The 21,180-nt window shown below is 72.5% G+C and carries 18 protein-coding genes; 5 read left to right on the top strand and 13 right to left on the bottom strand.

The genetic code is table 11. The features are described 5' to 3' along the window. The 3 genes from BT98_RS0121385 to BT98_RS0121375 all read left to right on the top strand — a co-directional run bounded on the left by BT98_RS0121385 (position 1) and on the right by BT98_RS0121375 (position 5,605). Positions 1-3,936: a non-ribosomal peptide synthetase gene (locus BT98_RS0121385; RefSeq protein ID WP_019462238.1), complete on the top strand. Its 3,936-nt coding sequence runs from the start codon at positions 1-3 to the stop codon at positions 3,934-3,936. Then, the gene (locus BT98_RS0121380) at positions 3,918-4,679 is read left to right on the top strand and encodes a 2,3-dihydro-2,3-dihydroxybenzoate dehydrogenase (protein WP_019462239.1); all 762 of its coding nucleotides are present in this window, start codon (positions 3,918-3,920) and stop codon (positions 4,677-4,679) included. Before BT98_RS0121385 ends, BT98_RS0121380 begins: the two co-directional genes overlap by 19 nt. Before the next feature lie 68 nt (positions 4,680-4,747). Next, positions 4,748-5,605 carry an alpha/beta hydrolase gene (locus BT98_RS0121375; RefSeq protein ID WP_019462240.1) on the top strand — a complete coding sequence of 286 codons (858 nt, stop codon included), beginning with the start codon at positions 4,748-4,750 and terminating at the stop codon, positions 5,603-5,605. A gap of 397 nt (positions 5,606-6,002) precedes the next feature. On the opposite strand, the gene BT98_RS0121370 is transcribed toward BT98_RS0121375, so the two are convergent. Both BT98_RS0121370 and BT98_RS0121365 read right to left on the bottom strand, forming a co-directional pair. Beyond that, complete coding sequence (locus tag BT98_RS0121370; protein ID WP_019459302.1) at positions 6,003-6,380, bottom strand: RidA family protein; 378 nt, start codon at positions 6,378-6,380, stop codon at positions 6,003-6,005. Beyond that, positions 6,377-7,252, bottom strand: coding sequence for an alpha/beta hydrolase (locus BT98_RS0121365; protein ID WP_019459301.1), 876 nt, complete (start codon positions 7,250-7,252; stop codon positions 6,377-6,379). Before BT98_RS0121365 ends, BT98_RS0121370 begins: the two co-directional genes overlap by 4 nt. Before the next feature lie 99 nt (positions 7,253-7,351). On the opposite strand from BT98_RS0121365, the gene kynA reads away from it, so the two are divergent. Continuing rightward, entirely contained in the window at positions 7,352-8,239 is an 888-nt protein-coding gene (kynA, locus tag BT98_RS0121360) for a tryptophan 2,3-dioxygenase (protein ID WP_019459300.1), read from the top strand. A gap of 158 nt (positions 8,240-8,397) precedes the next feature. Then, positions 8,398-9,630 (top strand): oxalate decarboxylase family bicupin, encoded by a 1,233-nt coding sequence (locus tag BT98_RS0121355; RefSeq protein WP_019459299.1) that lies wholly within the window; start codon positions 8,398-8,400, stop codon positions 9,628-9,630. A 412-nt stretch (positions 9,631-10,042) separates the two neighbouring features. Here the strand turns inward: BT98_RS0121355 and BT98_RS25595 are convergent, their stop codons facing one another. From BT98_RS25595 to BT98_RS0121300, 11 genes are read right to left on the bottom strand one after another with little or no spacing between them, the layout of a single operon-like run. Further along, a complete protein-coding gene (locus tag BT98_RS25595) occupies positions 10,043-10,393 on the bottom strand; it encodes a cytochrome C oxidase subunit IV family protein (protein ID WP_019459298.1) in 351 nt (116 codons plus the stop codon). After that, complete coding sequence (locus tag BT98_RS0121345) at positions 10,390-11,043, bottom strand: cytochrome c oxidase subunit 3 (protein WP_019459297.1); 654 nt, start codon at positions 11,041-11,043, stop codon at positions 10,390-10,392. The genes BT98_RS25595 and BT98_RS0121345 overlap by 4 nt, the downstream gene beginning before the upstream one ends. Beyond that, the gene (locus tag BT98_RS0121340; protein WP_019459296.1) at positions 11,040-12,728 is read right to left on the bottom strand and encodes a cytochrome c oxidase subunit I; all 1,689 of its coding nucleotides are present in this window, start codon (positions 12,726-12,728) and stop codon (positions 11,040-11,042) included. Before BT98_RS0121340 ends, BT98_RS0121345 begins: the two co-directional genes overlap by 4 nt. Further along, positions 12,725-13,669 (bottom strand): cytochrome c oxidase subunit II, encoded by a 945-nt coding sequence (gene coxB, locus BT98_RS0121335; protein ID WP_019459295.1) that lies wholly within the window; start codon positions 13,667-13,669, stop codon positions 12,725-12,727. The genes BT98_RS0121340 and coxB overlap by 4 nt, the downstream gene beginning before the upstream one ends. Continuing rightward, positions 13,666-14,475 (bottom strand): thioredoxin domain-containing protein, encoded by an 810-nt coding sequence (locus BT98_RS0121330; protein WP_147292458.1) that lies wholly within the window; start codon positions 14,473-14,475, stop codon positions 13,666-13,668. Before BT98_RS0121330 ends, coxB begins: the two co-directional genes overlap by 4 nt. Continuing rightward, positions 14,472-14,888, bottom strand: coding sequence for a hypothetical protein (locus BT98_RS25590; RefSeq protein WP_019459293.1), 417 nt, complete (start codon positions 14,886-14,888; stop codon positions 14,472-14,474). Before BT98_RS25590 ends, BT98_RS0121330 begins: the two co-directional genes overlap by 4 nt. Next, positions 14,881-15,963 carry a hypothetical protein gene (locus tag BT98_RS25585; RefSeq protein WP_019459292.1) on the bottom strand — a complete coding sequence of 361 codons (1,083 nt, stop codon included), beginning with the start codon at positions 15,961-15,963 and terminating at the stop codon, positions 14,881-14,883. Before BT98_RS25585 ends, BT98_RS25590 begins: the two co-directional genes overlap by 8 nt. Further along, positions 15,960-16,502: a c-type cytochrome gene (locus tag BT98_RS0121315; RefSeq protein WP_019459291.1), complete on the bottom strand. Its 543-nt coding sequence runs from the start codon at positions 16,500-16,502 to the stop codon at positions 15,960-15,962. The genes BT98_RS25585 and BT98_RS0121315 overlap by 4 nt, the downstream gene beginning before the upstream one ends. Then, positions 16,499-17,023, bottom strand: a complete 525-nt coding sequence (locus BT98_RS0121310; RefSeq protein ID WP_019459290.1) for a DUF3341 domain-containing protein — start codon at positions 17,021-17,023, stop codon at positions 16,499-16,501. Before BT98_RS0121310 ends, BT98_RS0121315 begins: the two co-directional genes overlap by 4 nt. Further along, entirely contained in the window at positions 17,020-18,369 is a 1,350-nt protein-coding gene (gene nrfD, locus BT98_RS0121305) for an NrfD/PsrC family molybdoenzyme membrane anchor subunit (protein WP_019459289.1), read from the bottom strand. Before nrfD ends, BT98_RS0121310 begins: the two co-directional genes overlap by 4 nt. Continuing rightward, entirely contained in the window at positions 18,366-21,173 is a 2,808-nt protein-coding gene (locus tag BT98_RS0121300) for a 4Fe-4S dicluster domain-containing protein (RefSeq protein ID WP_202801160.1), read from the bottom strand. The genes nrfD and BT98_RS0121300 overlap by 4 nt, the downstream gene beginning before the upstream one ends. Positions 21,174-21,180: the final 7 nt, after the last annotated feature.

Raw genomic sequence — 21,180 nt, 5'->3', positions numbered from 1 at the left:
ATGGGCACGGCCCCCCAGCCGCCCCTGTCCTGGCTGGGGCTGACCGAAGCCCAGGCCGGACTCTGGTACGCACAGCGCCTGGACCCGCAGAACCCGGTCTTCAACACCGGTCAGTTCATCGCCCTGCACGGGAAGCTCGACCTCGGCGCCTTCCGCGCCGCGCTGTCCCAGGCCGTGGCGGAGTCCGAGGCGCTCTGTCTGCGCTTCGAGGAACGCGACGGGCAGCCGGTGCAGGCCATCGATCCCGCACTGCGCCCGGAGGTGAAGGTCATCGACCTGTCCGGCGATCCGGAGGGCGAGGCCAAGGCCCGTGCCGCCATGCGCCACGACATGGACACGCCGCGCGGCCTGAAGGGCGAGGCGCTGGCGGCGGAGCGCATCTACCGCCTCGGACCGGAGCGGCATCTCTGGTACCAGCGCGTGCACCACCTGGCGGTGGATGCCTTCGGCACCGAGCTGATCACCCGCCGCACCGCCGCCCTCTATGCCGAGCGCCTCGGCGGGCCGGAGGTGGGATCGCCGCCGCCGGGGCTGGAGGCCGCGCTGGGCGAGGATGCCGTCTATCGCGCCTCGCCGAGGCGCGAGGCCGATGCCGCCTATTGGCGCGAGGCGATGGCGGGGCTGGGCGAGGTGGCGAGCCTCGTCCCCGGCGCCGCCCCTTCCGGCCACCACGCCATCCGCCTCGCCCGCGCCGTGGAGGGCGGCGTGGTGGAGCGGCTGCGCGCGCGGGCGGAGGTCACCTCGCTGCCCTGGCCGGACATCCTGTCCGCCCTGATCGGCGCCTATCTCCGCCGCCATGCCGGGGGCGGGGAGGCGGCGATCGGGCTGGGCTTCATGAGCCGCCTCGGCAGCCCGGCGGCGCGGTTGCCCTGCATGCTGATGAATGTCCTCCCCGTGCGCCTGCCGGTGCCGGAGGACGCGCCGCTCGACGAGTTCCTGGCCGCCTCCGCGAAGCGCTTCGCCAAGGCGCGGCGCCACGGGCGCTATCGCGGCGAGCAGATCCGCCGCGACCTCGGGCGGATCGGTGCCGGGCGCCGGCTCTACGGCGCCCTGGTCAATATCCTGCCCTTCGAGGAGGCGCCGGACTTCCCGGGCCTCGCCACGGAGATCGAGATCCTCGGCACCGGGCCGGTGGACGACATCACCATCACCCTGCGCGGCGATGCGCGCGCCAGCCGGCTGCGGCTGGAGCTGGAGGCCAACCCCGCCCTCTACGACGAAGCGGCGCTTGCGGCGCATGCGGAGCGGCTGGTGCATTTCCTGGGCGCCGCCCTGGGCGCGGACAAGCTGGCCGATGTGCCGACCGCCACGCCGGCCGAGGCCGCCTGGGCGCTCCGCACGCTGAACGCCACCGCCCATCCCGTGCCCGACACGACGCTGGCCGCGCTGATCGAGCGCCGGATGGCCGAGACGCCCGGGGCCATCGCGCTGGAGGGCGAGGGCCGTCGCCTCACCTATGCGGAGCTGGAGCGCCGCAGCCGTGCCCTGGCGCTGGAACTGCGCGCGCGGGGTGCCGGGCCGGGCCGCGTCGTCGCCGTGGCACTGGAACGGTCGCTGGCGCTGGAGATCGCGCTGGTGGCGATCCTCCGCGCCGGGGCGGCCTATCTGCCGCTGGACCTTTCGCACCCGCCCGCGCGCATCGCCCGTATCCTGGCCTCCGCGCAACCGGTGCTGGCCCTGGCGCCCCCGGGGCAGCCGGCGCTGGAGGGCCTGGCCTGCCTGCCGCCGGAATCCTGGCACCTGGACAGCGAGGCATCCTTGCCGCCCGGCCCGGAGCCTGGCGACCTCGCCTATCTGCTCTACACCTCCGGCTCCACCGGCGAGCCCAAGGGCGTGATGGTCGGGCACCGGGCCATCGTGAACCGCCTGGAATGGATGCGGCAGCACTACGGCTTCGGCCCGGGCGACCGCATCCTGCAGAAGACGCCAATGACGTTCGACGTCTCGGTCTGGGAGTTCTTCCTGCCGCTGCTCAGCGGCGCCACGCTGGTGATGGCCCCGCCCGGCGCGCACAAGGACCCCGCGGCGCTGGCGGCGCTGATCCGGGACGGCGGGATCACCACGGCGCATTTCGTGCCCTCGATGCTCGCCGCCTTCCTGGCCGAGCCGACGGCGCGGGGCCTATCGCCGGCCCGCGTCTTCTGCTCCGGCGAGGCGCTGCCGCCCGAGCTGCGCGACCGCTTCCACGCCACGCTGCGGTCCGAGCTGCACAACCTCTACGGCCCGACCGAGGCGGCGGTGGATGTCTCCTTCTGGCCCGCCGGGCCTGAGGACCGCTCCCGCCCCGTGCCGATCGGCTTTCCCGTCTGGAACACCCGGCTCTACGTGCTGGACGAGTCGCTGCGCCCGCTGCCGCCGGGCGTGACGGGGCAGCTCTTCATCGCCGGGCGGCAGCTCGCGTGCGGCTATCTCGGCCGCGACGACCTGACGGAAGGCGCCTTCCTTCCCGACCCCTTCCATCCGGGCGAGCGGATGTACCGCACCGGCGACCTTGCCAGCCTGCGCGCGGACGGGGCGATCCTGTTCCATGGCCGCGCCGACGACCAGGTGAAGCTGCGGGGCCTGCGCATCGAGCTGGGCGAGATCGAGGCCGTGCTCGCCACCGCGCCGGGCGTGGCGCAGGGCCGCGTCGTGGCGCGGGAGGACAGGCCGGGCGACCGGCGCCTCGTCGCCTATCTCGTTCCGGGCGAGGGCTATGCGGCGGAGGCGGTGCGCGCCCATGTGGCGGCGCGCGTGCCGGACTACATGCTGCCCGCCGCCTTCGTGGCGCTGGAGGCGCTGCCGGTGAATGCCAGCGGAAAGCTGGACCGCCGCGCCCTGCCGGCGCCGGACTATGGCGGCGAGACCGGACGCGAGCCCGTCACGGAGACCGAGCGCCGCCTCGCCGCCCTCTTCGCCGAGGCGCTGGGCCTGCCGCGCGTCGGGGCGGAGGACGACTTCTTCGCCCTGGGCGGCCATTCCCTGCTGGCGGTGGAGATGACCCTCCGCATCCGTGAGGAATGGGGCTGGGACCCCGGGCTGGGCGCGATCTTCGAGCATCCGGCCGTGGCCGCGCTGGCCCGGGTGATCGACGAGGGCGCGCGCGTCGCCGATACCGGGCTGGGGCCGCTGATCCGCCTTTCGGATGGCGATCCCGCCCTGCCGCCCCTCTTCGTGGTGCATCCGGCGGGCGGCATCTCCTGGTGCTACGGCACCCTGGCCCGCGCCCTTTCGCCGCGCCGTGTGGTCTATGGCCTCCAGGCCCCGGCGCTGGAGGCATCGCAGCCCCCGCCCGAAAGTCTCGATGCGCTGGCCGCCGACTATGTCGCGCGCATCCTGGCGGTACAGCCGGCCGAGGGGGAAGAAGGCGTGGTGCATCTCCTCGGCTGGTCGGTGGGCGGCATCATCGCCCAGGCCATGGCGGTGCGGCTGCGGGCGCTGGGCCATCCGGTGGGGCTGGTGGCGCTGCTCGACGCCTATCCGGCGGATGTGTGGCGCGACCAGCCCGATCCCGGACCGGAAGGCGGTCTCCGCGCCCTGCTGGCCATCGCCGGGCACGATCCGGAGCGCCTGCCGCCCGGTCTCGTGCTGACGCGGGAGGCGGTGACGGAGTTCCTGCGCCGAGGCGACAGCCCGCTGGGGCGCCTGCCGGAAGCAGCGCTGGATGGCGTGGTGCGCGTGGTGCAGTCGAACAACCGCCTGGTGCGCGGCCATGTTCATGGCCGTTTCGACGGGCGGCTGACCCATGTCCGGGCGGCGCGGGACCATCAGGCGCGGCTGGAGATCCGGCCTGAGCTCTGGCGTCCCTACGCGACCCGGCTGGAGGTGCTGGACATGCCGGCGCTGCACCAGGAGCTCGTGGGCGAGCGCATCGTGGCGCGGATCGCCCCGCTCCTGGCCGAGCGGATGGCCCGTTTCGAGACGGAAGGAGGAAGCGGATGCGCGGCAGCGGAATAGCGGGACGCATCGCCCTGGTCACAGGCGCCGGCGGCGGCATCGGCGCCGCCGTGGTGCGGGCCCTGCGGGAGGAGGGCGCGCGCGTCGTCGCCACCGACCTGGACCCCGCCGCCATCGCCCCCGGCGAGAACATCCGGGCCGAGGCCCTGGACGTCACCGACAGCGCCGCGGTGGAGGCGCTGGTGGAGCGGGTGGAGCGCGACTGGGGGCCGGTCGATCTCGGCGCGAGCGTCGCGGGCGTGCTCTCCACCACCCTGGTCACGGAGACCACGGATGCCGAATGGCGCCGCGTCTTCGCGGTGAACGCGGAAGGTGTGTTCCACATCTCCCGCGCCCTGGCCCGGCGGATGCAGCCGCGGGGGCGCGGCAGCCTCGTCACCGTCAGCTCCAATGCCGCCGGCATCCCGCGCCATGCCATGGCGGCCTATGCGGCCTCCAAGGCGGCGGCGACCATGTTCACCCGCTGCCTGGGGCTGGAACTGGCGCCCCACGGCATCCGCTGCAACATCGTGGCTCCCGGCTCGACGCTCACGCCGATGCAGACGGGGATGTGGTCGGATGCGGACGGCGCGGCGCGGGTGATCGCGGGTGTGCCGGAAGCCTTCAAGACCGGCATCCCGCTGGGCAAGCTCGCCACGCCGGAGGATGTCGCGGAGGCGGTGGTCTTCCTGCTTTCCGACCGCGCCGGGCATATCACCATGACCGATCTCTACGTCGATGGCGGCGCGACGATGCGCGCGTAAAACCCCTCCGCCGCGGCCGGGGGCGGGCAACGCGCCGCGCGGCGGGGATCGAGGAGTTCACGACGAGCATGGCCGAGGTCAGCCTGCCCGGGACCACAGCGCTGGCGCTGGACGGCCCCTCGGGTGCCTATCGCATCTTCCTGTCCGTCCCGCAGGCACCCCCGCCTCCGGAGGGCTTCCCGCTCCTGGTCCTGCTGGATGCCAATCTCTGCTTCGGCACCGTGGCGGACCTGCTGCGGCAGGGCAGCTTCCGCCCCGGCGTGTCGCGCCTGTGCCCGGCCGTCGTGGCGGGCATCGCCTATCCGACCGACCAGCCGCTGGACCGTCTGCGGCGCAGCCTGGACTACACGCCCGGCCCCTCGGTGGAGGGCCCCGGGCGCGGCGCCCCGAGCGGCCCCCCCACCGGCGGGCGGAATGCCTTCCTGGCCTTCCTGCAGGAACAGGTGAAGCCGCTGGTCGCCGCGCGCCATCCGCTGGACCCGGCGCGGCAGGCGATCATCGGCCACTCCCTGGCGGGCTTCTTCGCCCTCGACGTGCTGGCGCAGGACCCGGCCTGCTTCTCCGCCTATCTCGCGATCAGCCCCTCGGTCTGGTGGAACCGGCCGCGCCTCATGGCCGGGCTGGAATCCCGGAAGGGCAACGGCCTGGCGCCCCGGGCCTGGATCGGCGTCGGGGAATGGGAGGAGGCGCTGGCCCCCTGGGAGGACACCCTGCCGGACCGCGAAGCCACCGACCGCCGCCGCGCCTCCCGCGCCATGGTGGGGAACGCCCGGACGATAGCCGACACCATCGCCCGCCGCTTCGGCCCGGCCGCGCGGGTGGAGTTCGAGTGCCTGCCCCGGGAGACGCATATCTCCGCCGTGCCGGTGGCGCTGAGCCACGGGCTTCGCTTCCTGCTGGGGCCCGAGGGATTCGGCGGGCCGTGACCGTTCCGCTCCGTGGCCGGTCCCCGGGGGAGAGGCGCCGCCTCTCCGCCCGGACCCCCTCTCCGCCGGGGACCGAAGCCGGTCCCCGGACCCCGGGCTTTCGTGGGTTCCCGTGGTGACCGTCATCCTGGGGCTTGGTCCCTGGGAGCAGGTGGAGAGGCGGGGCTCCCGAAAAGAAGGACACCGTGTCCGCGCTGGTGGCACCGGCGGTCCGCCGGAGAGCGATGCTCTCCGGCGCGATCCGGCGTCAGCAAGAGCCAACTCACCGGGTCCAGGGCCCGCAGGGTCCTGGCGGATAAGGGGGTGCGGGGGAAAAGGCGGAGCCTTGTCCCCCGGGGACAGAGCAACGCCAAACATGGAGCGCAACCGGAAAGCCATCACCCTGCCGGACCGCGCCTCAGCCTGGCAGGGCGGCGATGGCCTGGATCTCGAAGCGCATGCCCGGCGCGACCAGCCCGGCCACCACGACGCTGGCCCGGTTGGGATAAGGCGGCTGGAAGAATTCGCGATAGACCTCGTCCACCGGGGCCATGTCGGCCGCGTCGAGCAGGTAGACGGTGGCCTGCACCACGCCGTCCAGGCTGCCCCCCGCCTGCTCCATCGTCCGGCGCAGGTTCTCCAGGGCCAGCCGGGCCTGTTCCCGGATTCCCGCCTGGAGGATCGTGCCATCCGGCCGCACGGGGCCATGGGTGGTGAAGATCAGCCCGCCGCTGCGGATCGCCCAGGCGAAGGGCTGCCGCGGCTCCGGCAGGCCCGCATCGATCTCCTGTCTCATCGCCTCTCCTCCATGCCCAGCAGTTCCGCGATGCCCCGGCCCAGGGGCGAGGACGGGTCGCCCGCATCGTCCAGCAGGCTGAAATGCGTGTGACGCGGCAGGAGCCGCCACTCCACCGGGCAGCCGGCCTCGCGCCAGTTCCAGGCCAGCAGGCGGCCCTGCTCCTGGAAGGCGACAGGCTCGCGCTCGCCCACCGCGACCAGCAGGGGCAGCGGGCGGGCGGGGTCCTGGCGCGCCGGGCTGAGCGCCGCCGCCGCCGCCTCGTCCATGCCCACGGCCTCGTTGACATAGCTTCGCCGGACCGGCTCCAGTTCGAAGACGCCGGACAGCAGCGCCAGGCCGCGCAGCGGCACCGCCGCGCCGATCTGGGTCATGGCGGCGAGATGCGCCCCCGCCGAATGCCCCGCCACCACCACCCGCCCCGGATCGAAGCCCAGGGTGGCGGCCTCGGAGAGCAGCCAGGACAGGCCGCGCCGCGCCTGCGCCACGATGGCGGGCAGCGTGACCTCCGGCGCCAGGGCATAGTCCATCACGGCGACATCGACGCCCGCCTCCACCCAGCCGGGGGCGAGGAAGCCGGATTCCTCCTTCGAGACATGCTGCCAGAAGCCGCCATGCAGATAGACCAGCAGCGCGCCGGAGGGATTCGCCGCGCGGAAATAGTCGATCCTTTCGCGCGGGTGCGGTCCATAGGCCAGGTCGGAGCGCAGGCGTCCGGCGTGGCGGGCCTTGACCAGGGCGGTGCGCCGCCCCCAGTCCCCGATCACCGCCGGCAGGGAATCCACGAAGAGGCTGGGGCTGTAGTCGCGGTCCAGCTCCTCCCGGCTGCGGGCGGAGGACAGGAAGAGCGAACTGGTCCGGGAAAGGGTCATCGGGTCCGGCGCATCGGGGGTGACGGTGCTATCCTGGCCGCGGTCACGGCCGGCCGCAAACCGGCACCCTTTTCCAGCCCCGATCCGGAGCCCGCCCCGATGAGCGCCCCGACGAATGCCTCCCTGAGCTCTCCCACGGACTCCCCCGGGGCCGAACCCCTGCCCAGCCGCGTCACCGAGGGCATCCACACCGATTTCGCGCGGAGCATGGGCTATGGGGAGTACCTGCGGCTCGACCTGCTGCTCTCGGCACAGCAGCCACTCAGCACGCATCACGACGAGATGCTGTTCATCACCATCCACCACGTGCAGGAAGTCTGGCTGAAGCTGATCACGCACGAACTCGGCCTGGCGCTGGATTCCATCCGCCGCGACGCGCTGGACCCGGCCTTCAAGGCGCTGGCCCGGGTCTCGCGCATCCAGTCGCAGATGATCGGCGCCTGGGACGTGCTCTCCACCATGACGCCGGCGGACTATCTCAGCTTCCGCGGCGTGCTGGGCAAGTCCTCCGGCTTCCAGTCCTTCCAGTACCGGATGCTGGAATTCCGCCTGGGCGCCAAGGACGCGAAGATGATGCTGCCGCACCGGCACGACACGGCGGCACACGCGGCGCTGGACGCGGCACTGCGCGCGCCGAGCCTCTACGACGAAGCCATCCGCCTTCTGGCACGGCGCGGCTTCGCCCTGCCGGCGTCGCTGCTGGAGCGCGACCTGACGCAGCCGCACCGGCACAGCCCGGAACTGCAGGCGGCCTGGCTGCGGATCTACCGCGAGGCGGAGACGCATTTCGATCTCTACCAGCTCGCGGAGGAGCTGGTGGATGTGGAGGATTCCTTCCAGCAATGGCGCTTCCGCCACATGAAGACGGTGGAGCGCATCATCGGCTTCCGCGCCGGGACCGGTGGTTCCGCCGGCGTCGCCTTCCTGCGCACGGCGCTGGAACGCTCCTTCTTCCCGGAGCTCTGGCAGGTCCGCACCGAGATCTGACGCGCGCCCATGAGGCATCGTCGCGAGAGGTTGAAGCACCCCCCGCATGGACGCGTGGGACGGGCCGCCCCATAAGTCCGCGGCAAGTTATCGGGCAAAGCCGGGAGACTCGAATACTTGTGATCGACATGAACGATTGGTCACACGGAGTATAACTCATGAATTCGGTCTCCCGCCGGAACGTCATCGCCGGAACCGCCGCAGCCGCCGCCCTGGTGCCCGCCGCGGCGGGCGCGCAACAGGCCGCGCAGACCCCGCAGCCCAGCCGCGCCCCCAACACCGGCGGCACCGATCCCGGCCCGCGTGACCTGTCGCGCACGCGGCAGAATCCGGACATGCTGAACCCGCCCTCCACGGATCACGGGACGCTGCCGAACCTCCGCTTCTCCTATGCCGACGCGCATGTGCGGCAGGAAAGCGGCGGCTGGACGCGGCAGGTCACGGTGCGCGAGCTTGGCGTGTCGCAGGACATCGCCGGGGTGAACATGCGCCTCAATGCCGGCGGCGTGCGCGAGCTGCACTGGCACAAGGAGGCCGAGTGGGCCTACATGCTCTACGGCAGTGCCCGCATCACCGCGATCGATACGCAGGGCCGGCAGTTCGTGGACGATGTCGGCGTCGGCGACCTCTGGTACTTCCCCGGCGGCATCCCGCATTCGATCCAGGGCCTGGGCGATGACGGCTGCGAGTTCCTGCTCGTCTTCGACGACGGGCATTTCGACGAGGACAGCACCTTCCTGATCAGCGACTGGTTCCGCCGCGTGCCGGCCGAGGTGCTGGCCAAGAACTTCGGCGTGCCCGCCAATCTCTTCGGCCATACGCCGAGCCCGGACGAGCTCTATATCTTCAAGGCGGACAAGCCCGGGCCGCTGGCGCAGGACCGCCTCGATGGCGTGACGCAGGTGCCCTCGGCCGGGAGCTTCAGCCACCGCATGCTGGCGCAGGACCCGATCCGCACGAAGAGCGGCACGGTGCGCATCACGGATTCCTCCGTCTTCAAGGCCTCGAAGACCATCGCCGCGGCCCTGGTGGAAATCGAGCCCGGCGGGCTGCGCGAGCTGCACTGGCACCCGAACACCAACGAATGGCAGTACTACATCGAGGGGCAGGCACGCATGGGCGTCTTCGCCGCCTCCGGCCAGGCGCGCACCTTCGACTACGTGGCGGGCGATGTCGGCTACGTGCCCTTCGCCATGGGCCACTACGTCGAGAACACCGGCAGCACCACCCTGCGCTTCCTGGAGATGTTCCGCAGCGACCACTACGCCGACCTGTCGCTGAACCAATGGATGGCCCTGACGCCGCAGCAGCTCCTGCAGTCGCACCTGCATCTGGACAAGCAGGTGATCGGCGCACTGCGCCGCGACAAGGCACCGGTCGTGCCGGCCTGATGCGCAATGCCGCCCGGCCGTGGATGATGGCCGGGCAGCATTGCGCCGTCCCGGAGGAAAGGCGCTGCCTTTCCCCCGGAACCCCCTATCCGCCAGGACCCTGCAGGCCCTGGACCCGACGAGCTGGTTCTCGCTGCGGCCGGATCGCGCCGGAGAGCCTGGCTCTCCGGCGGACCGCCGGTGCCACAGGCGCGGACAGCATGTCTTTCTCTTCAGGTGCCCCGCGTCTCCACCTGTTCCCGGGGAGCAACCCACAGTCTGACGGCTACCACAGGCACCAACGAAAGCCCGGGGTCCGGGGACCGGCTCCGGTCCCCGGCGGAGAGGGGGTCCGGGGTGAGAGGCAGCGCCTCTCCCCCGGCGGCCAGCCACGAAGCGCAACGCAAGAACAGGGGAAAAGCGGCGGGTCGGATCAGCCCATCGATGGCACGATCGTCCCCGGCTGCGTCAGGGGTGCGCGCGTCAGCAGGTCGGCGAAGGTGAGCAGGAAGAGGAAGGCGAGCCACAGCATCGTGGCGCAGGCGGCGATCCGCACCAGCGGTATCGCGTCGCGCAGCTTCATGAAGAAGACGCCGATCAACACCGTCTTCACGCCGGAGATGCCGAAGGCCACCGCCGCACTCCAGCGACCGAGCGGCACATAGGCGAGGCCGAGTGTCGCGGCGAGCAGCAGCATCAGCGCCAGCCACAGCGGCAGGGTCGCGCGCAGGATGTCGCGCGTGCTGCGCGGACCGGCCTCGGCTAGGCCGTGCGGCGCGGTCACGAGCGTCCCCCGAGATAGAAGAGCGGGTAGAGGAAGACCCAGACGATATCGACCAGGTGCCAGTAGAGCGCCACCACCTCATAGGCCGGGCTGCGCAGCGCGCGGCGGCGCGTCCAGGCCTGCCAGCCCAGCCAGCCGACCACGCCCAGCCCCGCCGTCATGTGCAGCGCGTGCAGCGCGGTCATGCCCCAGTAGAAGCCGAAGAAGATCTGCGAGGCCGGGTCGGGCAGCGGAAAGCCCGGCCCGGGCACGAGACGCTCCGTGATGTCCTTGTGGTACTCGAAGCCCTTCACCGCCAGGAAGGCCAGGCCCAGCAGCAGCGTCAGGGCGAAGCCGCGCAGGGCCGTGCGGCGCAGCTCCGCCTGGGCGGCCTCGGAGGCGATCGCCATGGTCAGGCTGCTGGTCAGCAGGATCGCGGTGTTGAGCGTGCCCAGCACCACGTCCGTCTCGTGCCCGGCGGCGGCGAAGGCCTGCGGATGCAGCGCCCGGTTCGCCACCACGGCCATGATCAGCCCGCCGAAGAGCATCGCCTCGCTGCCCAGGAAGATCCAGATGCCGAGGCTGGAGCCCAGGCGCTGCCGGTGCAGGCTCTCCCAGGGTTCGCGGATCGGATCGGGCGCGGGCGCCGCGGGGAGGTCCGCCGCGCTCACCGGGGCTCGTCCTGGTTCCGGTGCGGCTCCTCGGTGCGGCGGTCCGGCCCGAAATCCTCGTCATGGTAGACGTAGGGGCCGGTCTTCACGACCGGAGGGACGCGGAAATTGTCGCGCGGCGGCGGCGAGGTGGTCTGCCATTCCAGCCCCGTGGCGTTCCAGGGATCGTTCCCCGCGCGCTGCCCGCGGAACAGCGACCAGGCGAGATAGCCCATCGGCAGCAGATAGGCTCCCGCCAGCAGCACCGCGCCGCAGGAGGACATGACGTGATAGACCTGGAACTCCGGCGGATAGGCGCCGTAGCGCCGGGGCATGCCGAGATAGCCCATGATGAACTGCGGGAAGAAGGTGAAGCCGAAGCCGAAGAACATCAGGATGGCGGCGAAGCGCGCCCAGCCATCCGGGTAGAGGCGCCCGGTGATCTTCGGCCACCAGAAATGCAGCCCGCCATAGAAGGCCGTGACCGCGCCGCCCACCATGATGAAATGGAAATGCGCCACGACGAAATAGGTGTCGGTCACGTGCACGTCGATCGGGATGGAGGCCAGGAACAGCCCGGTCAGCCCGCCGATGGTGAAGAGGCCGATGAAGCCGATGGCGTAGAGCATCGGCGACTCGAAGACGATCTCGCCCCGGTAGAGGGTGAAGGTCCAGTTGAAGACCTTGATGGCCGAGGGCACGGCGATGACGAAGGAGAGGAAGGAGAAGACCAGCGAGGCATAGAGCGACTGCCCCGAGACGAACATGTGGTGGCCCCAGACCAGGAAGCCGATCACCGAGATCCAGAGGATCGCATAGACCATGAAGCTGTAGCCGAAGATCTGCCGCCGGGCGAAGCAGGTGACGATCTCGCTGATCACGCCGAAGGAAGGCAGGATCATGATGTACACGGCCGGGTGGCTGTAGAACCAGAAGAGGTGCTGGAACAGCAGCGGGTCGCCGCCCCGCGCCGGGTCGAAGACGGGCAGGCCGAAGGCGCGCTCGGCGAAGATCAGCAGCAGCACGGCGGTCAGCACCGGGGTCGCCAGCACCATCACCAGGCTGGTGCCGTAGATCGCCCAGACCAGCAGCGGCAGGCGGAACCAGTGCATCCCCGGCGCGCGCAGCATGTGCACCGTGGCGATGAAGTTCAGCCCCGTCATGATGGAGGAGAAGCCCACGGCGATCACCGCGAAGACGGCGGCGAGCACGTAGGAGTTGGAGAACATCGTGGAATAGGGCGTGTAGAAGGTCCAGCCCGTGTCCACCCCGCCGGCGATCAGCGCATAGACCAGGAAGGCGCCGGCGCCGACGAAGAGATACCAGGAGGACAGGTTCAGCCGCGGAAAGGCGAGGTCCTTCGCCCCGATCATCAGCGGCAGCAGGAAGTTGCCCAGCGTGTTGGGGATGGAGGGCACCAGAAAGAACCAGACCATCACCGTGCCGTGCAGGGTGAACATCCGGTTGTAGGTGTCCGCCGACATCAGGTCCTGCTGCGGCGTGAAGAGCTCCATCCGGATCGCCACCGCCCCCGCCCCGCCAATGAAGAAGAAGGCGGTCAGCGCCGCCGCGTAGAGCAGGGCGATGCGCTTGTGATCGGTGGTCAGCAGCCAGGAGGCGATGCCCCGTTCCGCCGTCAGGTAGCTTTCCTCTTCCGCCGGGCGGGCACGGGGCGCCATGGCGGCGTCGGCGGCGATGTCGCTCACGGTGACTTCTCCTCCCGCAGGGAGCGGATATAGGCGACGAGGCGCTGCAGCTCGTCCTCTCCCACCAGCCCGGCGAAGGAGGGCATCAGCGGCGCGAAGCCGGCCACGACCTGCTTCGCCGGCTGCAGGATGGAATCGCGCAGATAGGCCTCGTCGGCGGTGACGAAATGCCCGTCCGAGAGCGGCACCTGGCGGCCGTAGAGCCCCTCCAGCCGCGGCGCGTGGACGGTGGCGCTGCCGGCATGGCAGCCGGAGCAGCCGAGCGCGGTGAAGAGCACCCTGCCCTCCCCGGCCAGGTCGTCGGCCTCCGGCTGCGCCGCCAGCCACCGCGCGTAGTCGTCCGGCTCCAGCACCGTGACCGTGCCGCCCATGCGGGCGTGCAGCGTGCCGCAGTACTCGGCGCAGAAGAGCTCGTAGGTGCCGGGCTTGGTGGGGGTGAAGCGCAGCTCGGTCAGGCGGCCGGGCAGGACGTCCTGCTTCACCCGGAAGGCCGGGACGAAGAAGGAATGGATCACGTCCTGCGAGGTCATGATCAGCCGCACCCGCTGGCCCAGCGGCACGTGCAGGGCGTCGATCTCCTGCGCCCCGTTGGCGTGCCGCGTCTTCCACATCCACTGCTTGGCCTGGACATGGATCTCCACCGCGTCCCCCTGCTCCGCGCCGCCGAAGGACAGCATGGTGGCGCCGCCCCAGGCGAAGAGCACGAGCGCCAGCAGCGCCGTGGCCACGGTCCAGCCGACCTCCACCTCCCGTTGCAGGATCTCCGGCAGCGGCCCGCGCGGCGCCTTCGAGCCGCGGCGATAGCGGATGGCGAAGCCGAGCAGCAGGCAGGTCACCAGCAGCAGGATGGCGCCCGAGAGCACCAGCATGATCACCACGATCAGGTCGGTGCGCTGCGCGACGTCCGAGGCGGCGTCGGGCCAGAGGCGGAACCCGCTCATGGGCGCATCCCGCCCGGCACCCGCCGGCGCGAGACGAGGAACAGGAACAGCCCCAGCCCGCCCAGGGTCAGCACCGTGCCCATCGTCAGCGCCCGCTTCACCACGCCGTTGTAGATCCCGTGCGCCGGGTCGAGCCCGTAGCAGAGCAGGCGGATGCGGTCCCCCAGCGTGCCGACGCGGCCCTGCGAGGCCTCCACCAGCGCCAGCCGCAGCACGCCGGGATCGGGCGCCAGCCCGTCCAGCAGGCGCGAGACATGCCCGTCGCCGGTCAGCACCAGGATACCGGTGGGATGGGCATAGCGGTCGGCCTCCCTGTCGAACTGCGCCCGGTAGCCGAGCGCGGACTGCACCTCGGCCAGCGGGACGGCCGGGCCGGTCAGGAAATGCGTGGCGGCCAGGAGCTCCGGCGGAAGCCCGCCCAGATGCGCCGCCTTCATCGCCCGCGCCTCGGCCGGCCCATCCCGGGAGCCCAGGGCGATGGCGAGCGACACGACGTCCCGCCCCGGCCGCAGCCCGGTCTCCGCCAGGGCATGGGCGGCGATCCCGAGCGCCGGGCCGCAAAGCGTGACGCAGGTGAAGTCGGCCAGCACCAGCACCGCCGGCAGGCCGTGCTGGAGGGCGGCGGGCGTGACATCGCGCCCGTCCTCGTCCCGCAGCGCCAGACCGGGCGGCAGGCGCGCGCCCGGCGGCGGCGCCAGCTCCACCTCGGCCAGTTGCGCCTCGGTCAGGGCCGCCCGGGCCGGGCCGGCCAGGGCGAGCAGCAGCACGGCCACCAGGAAGCCTGGCCGCATCCGGGAAAGCCTCATGGCCCCGCCTCCCCCCTGCGGGCCGCCTCGGGGCGCACCGGCAGCGGCACACCCGGCTCCGGCGCCTCCAGCGGCCCATAGGCCTCCGCGCCGCGCCCGGCCTGGATCTCCATGGCCCGCTGCACCGGGATGCGGACCAGGCCCCGCGCCCGGTCCACCCAGCCGTAGCCCTCCAGTCCCTGGCGCTGCTCCGCCAGGAAGCGCGCGAGGTCGCCGCGCGGATCGGTCTGCAGTTCCGGCGCCGGGAAATCCTGCGGCGGGGGCGGCTGGTTGGTGCGGATGCCGGTGCGGCTATAGACCCAGAACAGCCCGCCCATGCCCAGCAGCAGGAAGAGCAGCGTCCCGAACCCCACCAGCAGCACCGCGCGGGGGTACAGGTCCAGCGGCTCGCGCGTGCGGATCTCCTCAGCCATGGCGCAGCCCCTCCCGCGCCGGCGCGGCGGGGCGCCGCAGGCGGGGTGCCAGCACGCCCCGCACCAGCCCGGTCCAGGCGCCCCCCACGGCGACGAGGCCGAGGGCCCCGCTCAGCAGGCTCCAGGCGCCGAAGCCCGGGCCGGCCAGCCAGAGCAGGTGCAGCCAAAGCCCCGCCAGCACCCCCAGCCCGATGCGGGCCAGCGCCCCGGGGCTCCGCCGCCAGGAACGCAGCATCGGCCCGCAGAGCGGCAGCAGGCCGGACAGCAGCAGCGCCGCCGCCAGCACCCAGGGCCAGGGCGCCTCCCGCCGCAGCAGGAACCAGGCGGCCTTGTCCGGCAGGTTGCCGTACCAGGCGGTGAGGTACTGGACATAGGTGAGGTAGAGCGTGCCCAGCGCGGCAGCCACCAGCATCCCGGCGAGATCCCCGGCCCGGCCCGGCTCGCCGCCGCCGGCTTCGGGCCGCAGGACGGCCGCCCAGGCGAGGCCCGCCAGCATCTGCATCACCAGCAGCCCCAGCGCGAAGGCGGTGGAGTGGTAGCGCGGGTCGATGGACAGCAGCCAGTCCACCGACAGCATGGTGAGCAGCACCACATGCAGCAGCAGCGCCACCGCCCCCAGCGCCGTCCGCGCCGCGCCGCGCAGCAGCACCAGCAGCGGCGCCAGGGCGGACCAGAGCAGCAGCGAGACCCCGCCGCGCAGCAGGGCGCCGGGCGGGTTCAGGTAGAGCGCCGCCACATCCGCATGCAGGACCCGTGACGGGTCCGCCACCCAGGGAAAGAGCGCCGGCATGGCGAAGGCCAGCGGCAGGGCGAGCAACAGGAAGAGCGGCAGCGCCGCCACGGCGGGCACCAGCGCCCCGTCCAGCGCCGCGCCCCAGTGGCCGCCGGTAAGGGCATGCACCGCCAGCAGCACGAAGGCGCCCAGGGAGATGCCCAGCCAGAAGAGCAGCCCGGCCAGCCAGCCCACCGCCGCCAGCCCCGGCGAGAGCAGCAGGCCCCAGCCGAGCAGCAGCAGCGCCGCCACAAGGCTCGCCAGCACCGGATGCCAGCCGGAAAGCAGGGCAGGCGCCCTCAAGGCCCCGCCTCCCGGATTGCCCCGGCGGCTTCCGGCGCCTCGGCCAGGGTGGCGTGGCGGGAAAGCTGCAGCGTGCGGAGATAGGCCACGATGGCCCAGCGGTCCTCGGGTGGCACGCGGGCGGCATAGGAATACATCACGCCATAACCCTCGGTGATGACGTCGAAGAGATAGCGGGCGGGCACCGCGCGCAGGCGGCGGGTGTGGAAGGAGGGCGGCGGCGGGAAGCCGCGCTGCACGATCATGCCGTTGCCCTCGCCCGACAGGCCGTGGCAGGGCGTGCAGAAGATGCCGAACCGCTCCTGCCCGCGCGCCAGCAGCGCCGGGGTGACGGGCGGCGGCGCGAGGGCGGCGGCATCGCGCGCCCGGTCGCCCCGCGCCACCGTGCCGGCCGGGATGGGGCGCGCGGTGGTGCCGTCCTTCCAGACCCCGGTCTGCTCGTAGGTGTCCATGCGGCGCTGCTGCGCCATCTCCTGCTTGCAGCCCCCCAGCAGGAGAGACGGCAGGAGCAGCGGCAGCAGGAGGACCGGCGCCCTCACGCCGCCACCGCCCGCACGGAAAGCGGCCCGAGCCCGTCCAGCAGCGCCGCGAGGCGCGCCTCGTCGGCCCGTGGATCGGCCACGGAAAGAAAGAAGCGGTCCTGGCTGGCGCGCTCGAAATCCTTTGCCTCGAAGAGCGGATGGTGCAGGCGCGGCAGGCCGCTGGCGAAGAAGAACCCGGCCACCCCGGCCAGCACCGCGGCCAGGATGCCGCCCTCGAAGCTCAGCACCAGATAGACCTGCCAGGCATGGTGCGGCCGCCCGCCGACCAGCAGCGGATAGCCGTGCACGGAGGCGTACCAGCACATCAGATAGGCCAGCGCCGCCCCCGCCAGCCCGGCGGCGAGCATCAGCACCCGCAGCCGGGAGCGCGGCAGGCCCAGCGCCTCGGGCAGCCCGTCCACGGCAAAGGGCGTGTGCGCGTCGATCGGGTGCAGCCCGGCCTCCCGCGCCCGCCGGGCGGCGGCCAGCAGCGTGTCCGGATCGCGGAACTCGGCGAGGAGCAGCGGCGGCGGGCTCATCCCTCCCGCCTCCGCCGGTGCAGCAACTTGCCCATGTCGTGCATCGCCACCACCGGCAGCAGGCGCGACGCGGTCAGCATCAGCAGCGCGAAGAAGCCCAGCGTGCCCGCCAGCAGCCCCCAGTCCCAGGGCGTCGGGTGGAAGACGCTTTCCGTCGCCGGCAGGTGCGTGTGGGACAGCGTGTTCCAGATGATCAGGATGCGTTCCAGCCACATGCCGATGTTCAGCACCACCGCCACCAGCACCACGAACCAGATCCGCCGCCGCAGCGCACCGATCCAGAAGAGCTGCGGCACCAGCACGTTGCAGGCGAGCATGGCGAGGTACAGGGCCGTATAGGGGCTGTTGAACAGGAAATGCAGGTGCGCGCGTTCCGACGCGTCGCCGCCATACCAGTCGTTGAACCATTCGGTGCCATAGGACAGGCCCATGGCCAGCGCCCCGGCCAGCACCACCCGCGCCATCACCTCGAAATGGCGCGGCGTGATCACCGCCTGCAACCCCAGCCCCCAGCGCATCGCGGCGGCAAGCACGATCACCATGCCGAACCCGGAAAAGAGCGCGCCCACCACGAAATAGGGCGGAAAGATCGACTCCGACCAGCCCGGCATCAGGCTCGCCGCGAAATCCAGCGCCGCGACGCTGTGCACGGAAACCACCAGCGGCAGGGCGATCATCGCCATGGCGCGGTACACCGTGTCGTGCAGCTGCCAGTGCCGGGCGGAGCCGCGCCAGCCCAGCGCCAGCACGCCATAGACCCGCCGCCCCGCCCGCGTCTGCGCCCGGTCGCGCAACGTGGCGAGGTCCGGGATCAGGCCCAGGAAGAAGAACAGCACCGAGAAGACCAGGTAGGCGACGATGGAGGCGGCATCCCAGACCAGGGCGCTGTCCCATTGCGGCCAGAGGCCCATCGAGTTCGGATAGGGGATCACCCAATAGGCGCGGTAGGGCCGGCCCAGGTGCAGGATCGGGAACAGCCCGGCGATGGAGACGGCGAAGATCGTCATCACCTCGGCGAAGCGGTTGATCGCCGCGCGCCAGGGCTGCCGTGTCAGCAGCAGCGCCGCCGAGATGAAGGTCCCCGCATTGCCGATGCCGATCCACCAGACATAGTTGGCGATGGGGAAGCCCCAGACCACCGAGGTGTTGTTGCCGAAGATGCCGATGCCCTGGGCGAAGAGCCAGGTGATGATGGCGGCCATCATCAGCGTCACCAGCAGGGCGAGCAGGAAGGCGATGCGGTAGCGTCCGCCCGCCTTCTCCCGCAGCAGCGGGTCGGCGACGGTGCCGACCAGGGAGCCGTAGCTGGCCTCGCGCGGCAGCAGCCCGTCGGTGGCGCCACTCATGCCCCGTCCTCCAGCCCCGGATGAGGGTTTCGCACGGCGCCGAGATAGGTGGTGCGCGGCCGCGTCCCGAGCTCGCCCAGCAGCGCGTAGTGCTGCGGCTCCCGCCGCAGCGCCGCCACGGCGGAGCCCTCCGCCTTCAGGTCGCCGAAGCCGATGGCCTGGGCCGGGCAGGCATTCTGGCAGGCGGTGCGCACCTCATCGGCGTGGAGCGGCCGGTCCTCCTTCTCCGCGACGCGGCGGGCGGCGCTGATGCGCTGGGTGCAGTAGGTGCATTTCTCCATCACCCCGCGCGCCCGCACCGTCACCTCCGGATTGTGCTGCGCGGCCACCACCGGATCGCCGAGGTTCGCGTATTCCTGCCCGTCATTATAGCCGAAGAAGTTGAAGCGCCGGACCTTGTAGGGGCAGTTGCCCTGGCAGAAGCGGGTGCCGATGCAGCGGTTGTAGACCTGCACGTTCAGCCCCTCGCTGTCGTGCACCGAGGCCGCGACGGGGCAGACCGGCTCGCAGGGCGCCTGCTCGCAATGCATGCAGGGCACGGGCTGGAAGCCGGGGCGCGGGTCCGCCTCCGCCTCGCCCTGCCAGTAGGTGTCCACCCGCAGCCAGGCCATGTGGCGGCCCCGCGCCACCTCCTCCGGCCCGACCACGGGCACGTTGTTCTCCGCCTGGCAGGCGATGACGCAGGCGTTGCAGCCGATGCAGAGCGTGGTGTCGATCACCATCGCCCAGGCCGGGAAATCCGGGGCGGGTTGCCGGGGCAGCAGGCTGGGCAGCAGGCTGGGCGGCGTGGCCGACGGCGGCGCCTCGCGCCCGGCCAGCTCCTCCAGGCCGAAGGCGCGGAACAGGCTGTGCCGGTCGCCCTCCAGCCCATGCGCGTCGAGCGGGCGCAGCACCTCGCCCCGGTGGCCGGTCTTCGCCAGGGCGAGCCCCGCGCCGCCCCAGGGCGCCCGGCTGTCGCGCAGCGCATAGGCATCCGCGCCCAGCCCGTCGCCGATCGAGCCCGCCCGCCGCCGCCCATAGCCGAGGCTGAGCGCCGCCACGCCCGGCGCCATGCCGGGCAGCGGCAGGACCGGCGCCTCCAGCCGCCGCCCGCGCCAGTCCAGCGCCACCCGGTCGCCCGCCTCCAGCCCGCGCCGCCGCGCTTCCTCGGGCGCGAGCAGCAGGGCATTGCCCCAGACCTGCCGGGTCAGCGGCTTCGGGCATTCCTGCAGCCAGGCATTGTTGGCGAAGCGCCCGTCCCAGCAGGCAGGGTCGGGGCGCAGCGCGAGGACCAGCCCGGCCTCCGGCAACACGGCGCGGAGTTCCGGCAGGCGCGGCTCCGGCGGCGCCACCGGGGCGGGCGCGCTGTCCGGCAGCACCCCGTCATGCAGCGCCTGCCGCCACCAGTCCTCGAACTCCGCCCCGGGCCCCGTGCCCCGCCAGGTGGCGCGGAGCTCCGCATACGGGTCGCTGTCCAGCCGCCCGAGCAGCGCGGCCAGGGCCTGGGCGGGCGAGACCGTGTCGTGGAGCGGCTTGATCAGCGGCTGCGCGAGGCTGGCCGTGCCCTCCGTGGCCCGGGCATCGCCCCAGTCCTCCAGCGGATGGGTCATCGGCACGTGCCAACGGCAGGCGGCGGCGGTCTCGTCAAAGGAGCCGCCGAGATGCAGGGTGAAGGCGCCGCCCTTGCCCAGCGCCTCCGCGAAGCCGAGATCGGCGGGCGCGTCGTAGACCGGGTTGCGGTCCAGGATCAGCAGCGTCTCCACCGCCCCGCCGCGCAGGGCCTCCGCCAGCGCGGCGAGGTCCTCCGGCGCCCGCTCCGCCAAGGGCTCGCGGTACTCCACCGGGGCGCCGAGACGGTGGTTGGCCCAGTGCGCCAGCGCCTGCACCTCCGGCGGCTGCCAGGGGCCGGCCAGCACCAGCCCTTCCCCGGGGCGGGCCCGCAGATCGGCCAGCGCGGCCTCTAGCCAGCGCGCCACGGCGGGGTCCAGGGCCGGGGCCTCCAGCGGCGCGCCCAGCCCGGCCGCCAGGGCGATGGCGAGGTCCCGCAGCCCGGCGGGCGGCAGGGCGAGGCGGTGATCGGCCTTGGCGCCCGTCAGGCTCGGCACGGATTCCGCGACATAGAGGCGCGAGAAGTCCCCGGACTGCCCCCTCCGGGCCTGCCGGTGCGCGGCGAAGCCCCGCGCGTGGCGTGGCTGGTCCGGCCCGGGGCCGAGCGGATCGGCATCCAGCGCCAGGATGGTGGTGGCCCGGTCCAGGCGCGGCAGGGCGGAAAGCGGCCGCCCGAAGGCCAGCGCGGCGCCCGCGCGGAGGTTCTCCTCCCCCACCGGCTCATGCGCGTGCCAGCGCAGGCCCGGGAAGCGGGTACGCACATCGCCGATCAGCCGCAGCAGGGTGGGCGAGGTGAGGTGCCCCGTCAGCAGATGCAGCCCCGCCCCGCCACGCGCCTCCGCCTTGCGGATCTGCGGCAGCAGGGCGGTGAAGAGCGCGTCGCGCGGCGCGATCCGGATGCCCTGGCGCACAGCGCGGGAACGGTCCGGGTCATAGAGCGAGAGGATTGCCGCCTCGGTGAAGGCATCCGTGCCGCCGAGGCTGCCGGGATGCGCGGCATTGCCCTCCAGCTTCACCGGGCGGCCCTCGAAGCAGGTGGCGATCACGCCGCGCGCATAGCCGTTCAGCGTCAGCGCCGTGGCATAGCGCATCGGCACGCCGGGGACGACGTTCTCCGGCTGCTCCACATAGGGGACGATCTCCTCCGCCGGCTGGCCGCAGGCGGTGAGGCTCAGCGCCGTGCCCAGCAGCGCCAGCCCGGCCCGGCGCCGGCTCATCACCGGT

The sequence above is a fragment of the Roseomonas mucosa ATCC BAA-692 genome (assembly GCF_000622225.1).
In the GTDB taxonomy this organism is placed as follows: Bacteria; Pseudomonadota; Alphaproteobacteria; order Acetobacterales; family Acetobacteraceae; genus Roseomonas; species Roseomonas mucosa.
The sequence above is the reverse complement of the archived record's forward strand: the minus strand, read 5'-3'. Positions and strand labels throughout refer to the sequence as shown.

Coding starts and splice junctions, on each gene's coding strand:
- BT98_RS0121375 (WP_019462240.1), top strand. CDS start 4,748: ATGGCCGAGGTCAGCCTGCCCGGGACCACAGCGCTGGCGCTGGACGGC.
- BT98_RS25590 (WP_019459293.1), bottom strand. CDS start 14,888: ATGGCTGAGGAGATCCGCACGCGCGAGCCGCTGGACCTGTACCCCCGC.
- kynA (WP_019459300.1), top strand. CDS start 7,352: ATGAGCGCCCCGACGAATGCCTCCCTGAGCTCTCCCACGGACTCCCCC.
- BT98_RS0121300 (WP_202801160.1), bottom strand. CDS start 21,173: ATGAGCCGGCGCCGGGCCGGGCTGGCGCTGCTGGGCACGGCGCTGAGC.
- coxB (WP_019459295.1), bottom strand. CDS start 13,669: ATGAGCGGGTTCCGCCTCTGGCCCGACGCCGCCTCGGACGTCGCGCAG.
- BT98_RS0121355 (WP_019459299.1), top strand. CDS start 8,398: ATGAATTCGGTCTCCCGCCGGAACGTCATCGCCGGAACCGCCGCAGCC.
- BT98_RS0121385 (WP_019462238.1), top strand. CDS start 1: ATGGGCACGGCCCCCCAGCCGCCCCTGTCCTGGCTGGGGCTGACCGAA.
- BT98_RS0121380 (WP_019462239.1), top strand. CDS start 3,918: ATGCGCGGCAGCGGAATAGCGGGACGCATCGCCCTGGTCACAGGCGCC.
- BT98_RS0121370 (WP_019459302.1), bottom strand. CDS start 6,380: ATGAGACAGGAGATCGATGCGGGCCTGCCGGAGCCGCGGCAGCCCTTC.
- BT98_RS0121330 (WP_147292458.1), bottom strand. CDS start 14,475: ATGAGGCTTTCCCGGATGCGGCCAGGCTTCCTGGTGGCCGTGCTGCTG.
- nrfD (WP_019459289.1), bottom strand. CDS start 18,369: ATGAGTGGCGCCACCGACGGGCTGCTGCCGCGCGAGGCCAGCTACGGC.
- BT98_RS0121365 (WP_019459301.1), bottom strand. CDS start 7,252: ATGACCCTTTCCCGGACCAGTTCGCTCTTCCTGTCCTCCGCCCGCAGC.
- BT98_RS0121310 (WP_019459290.1), bottom strand. CDS start 17,023: ATGAGCCCGCCGCCGCTGCTCCTCGCCGAGTTCCGCGATCCGGACACG.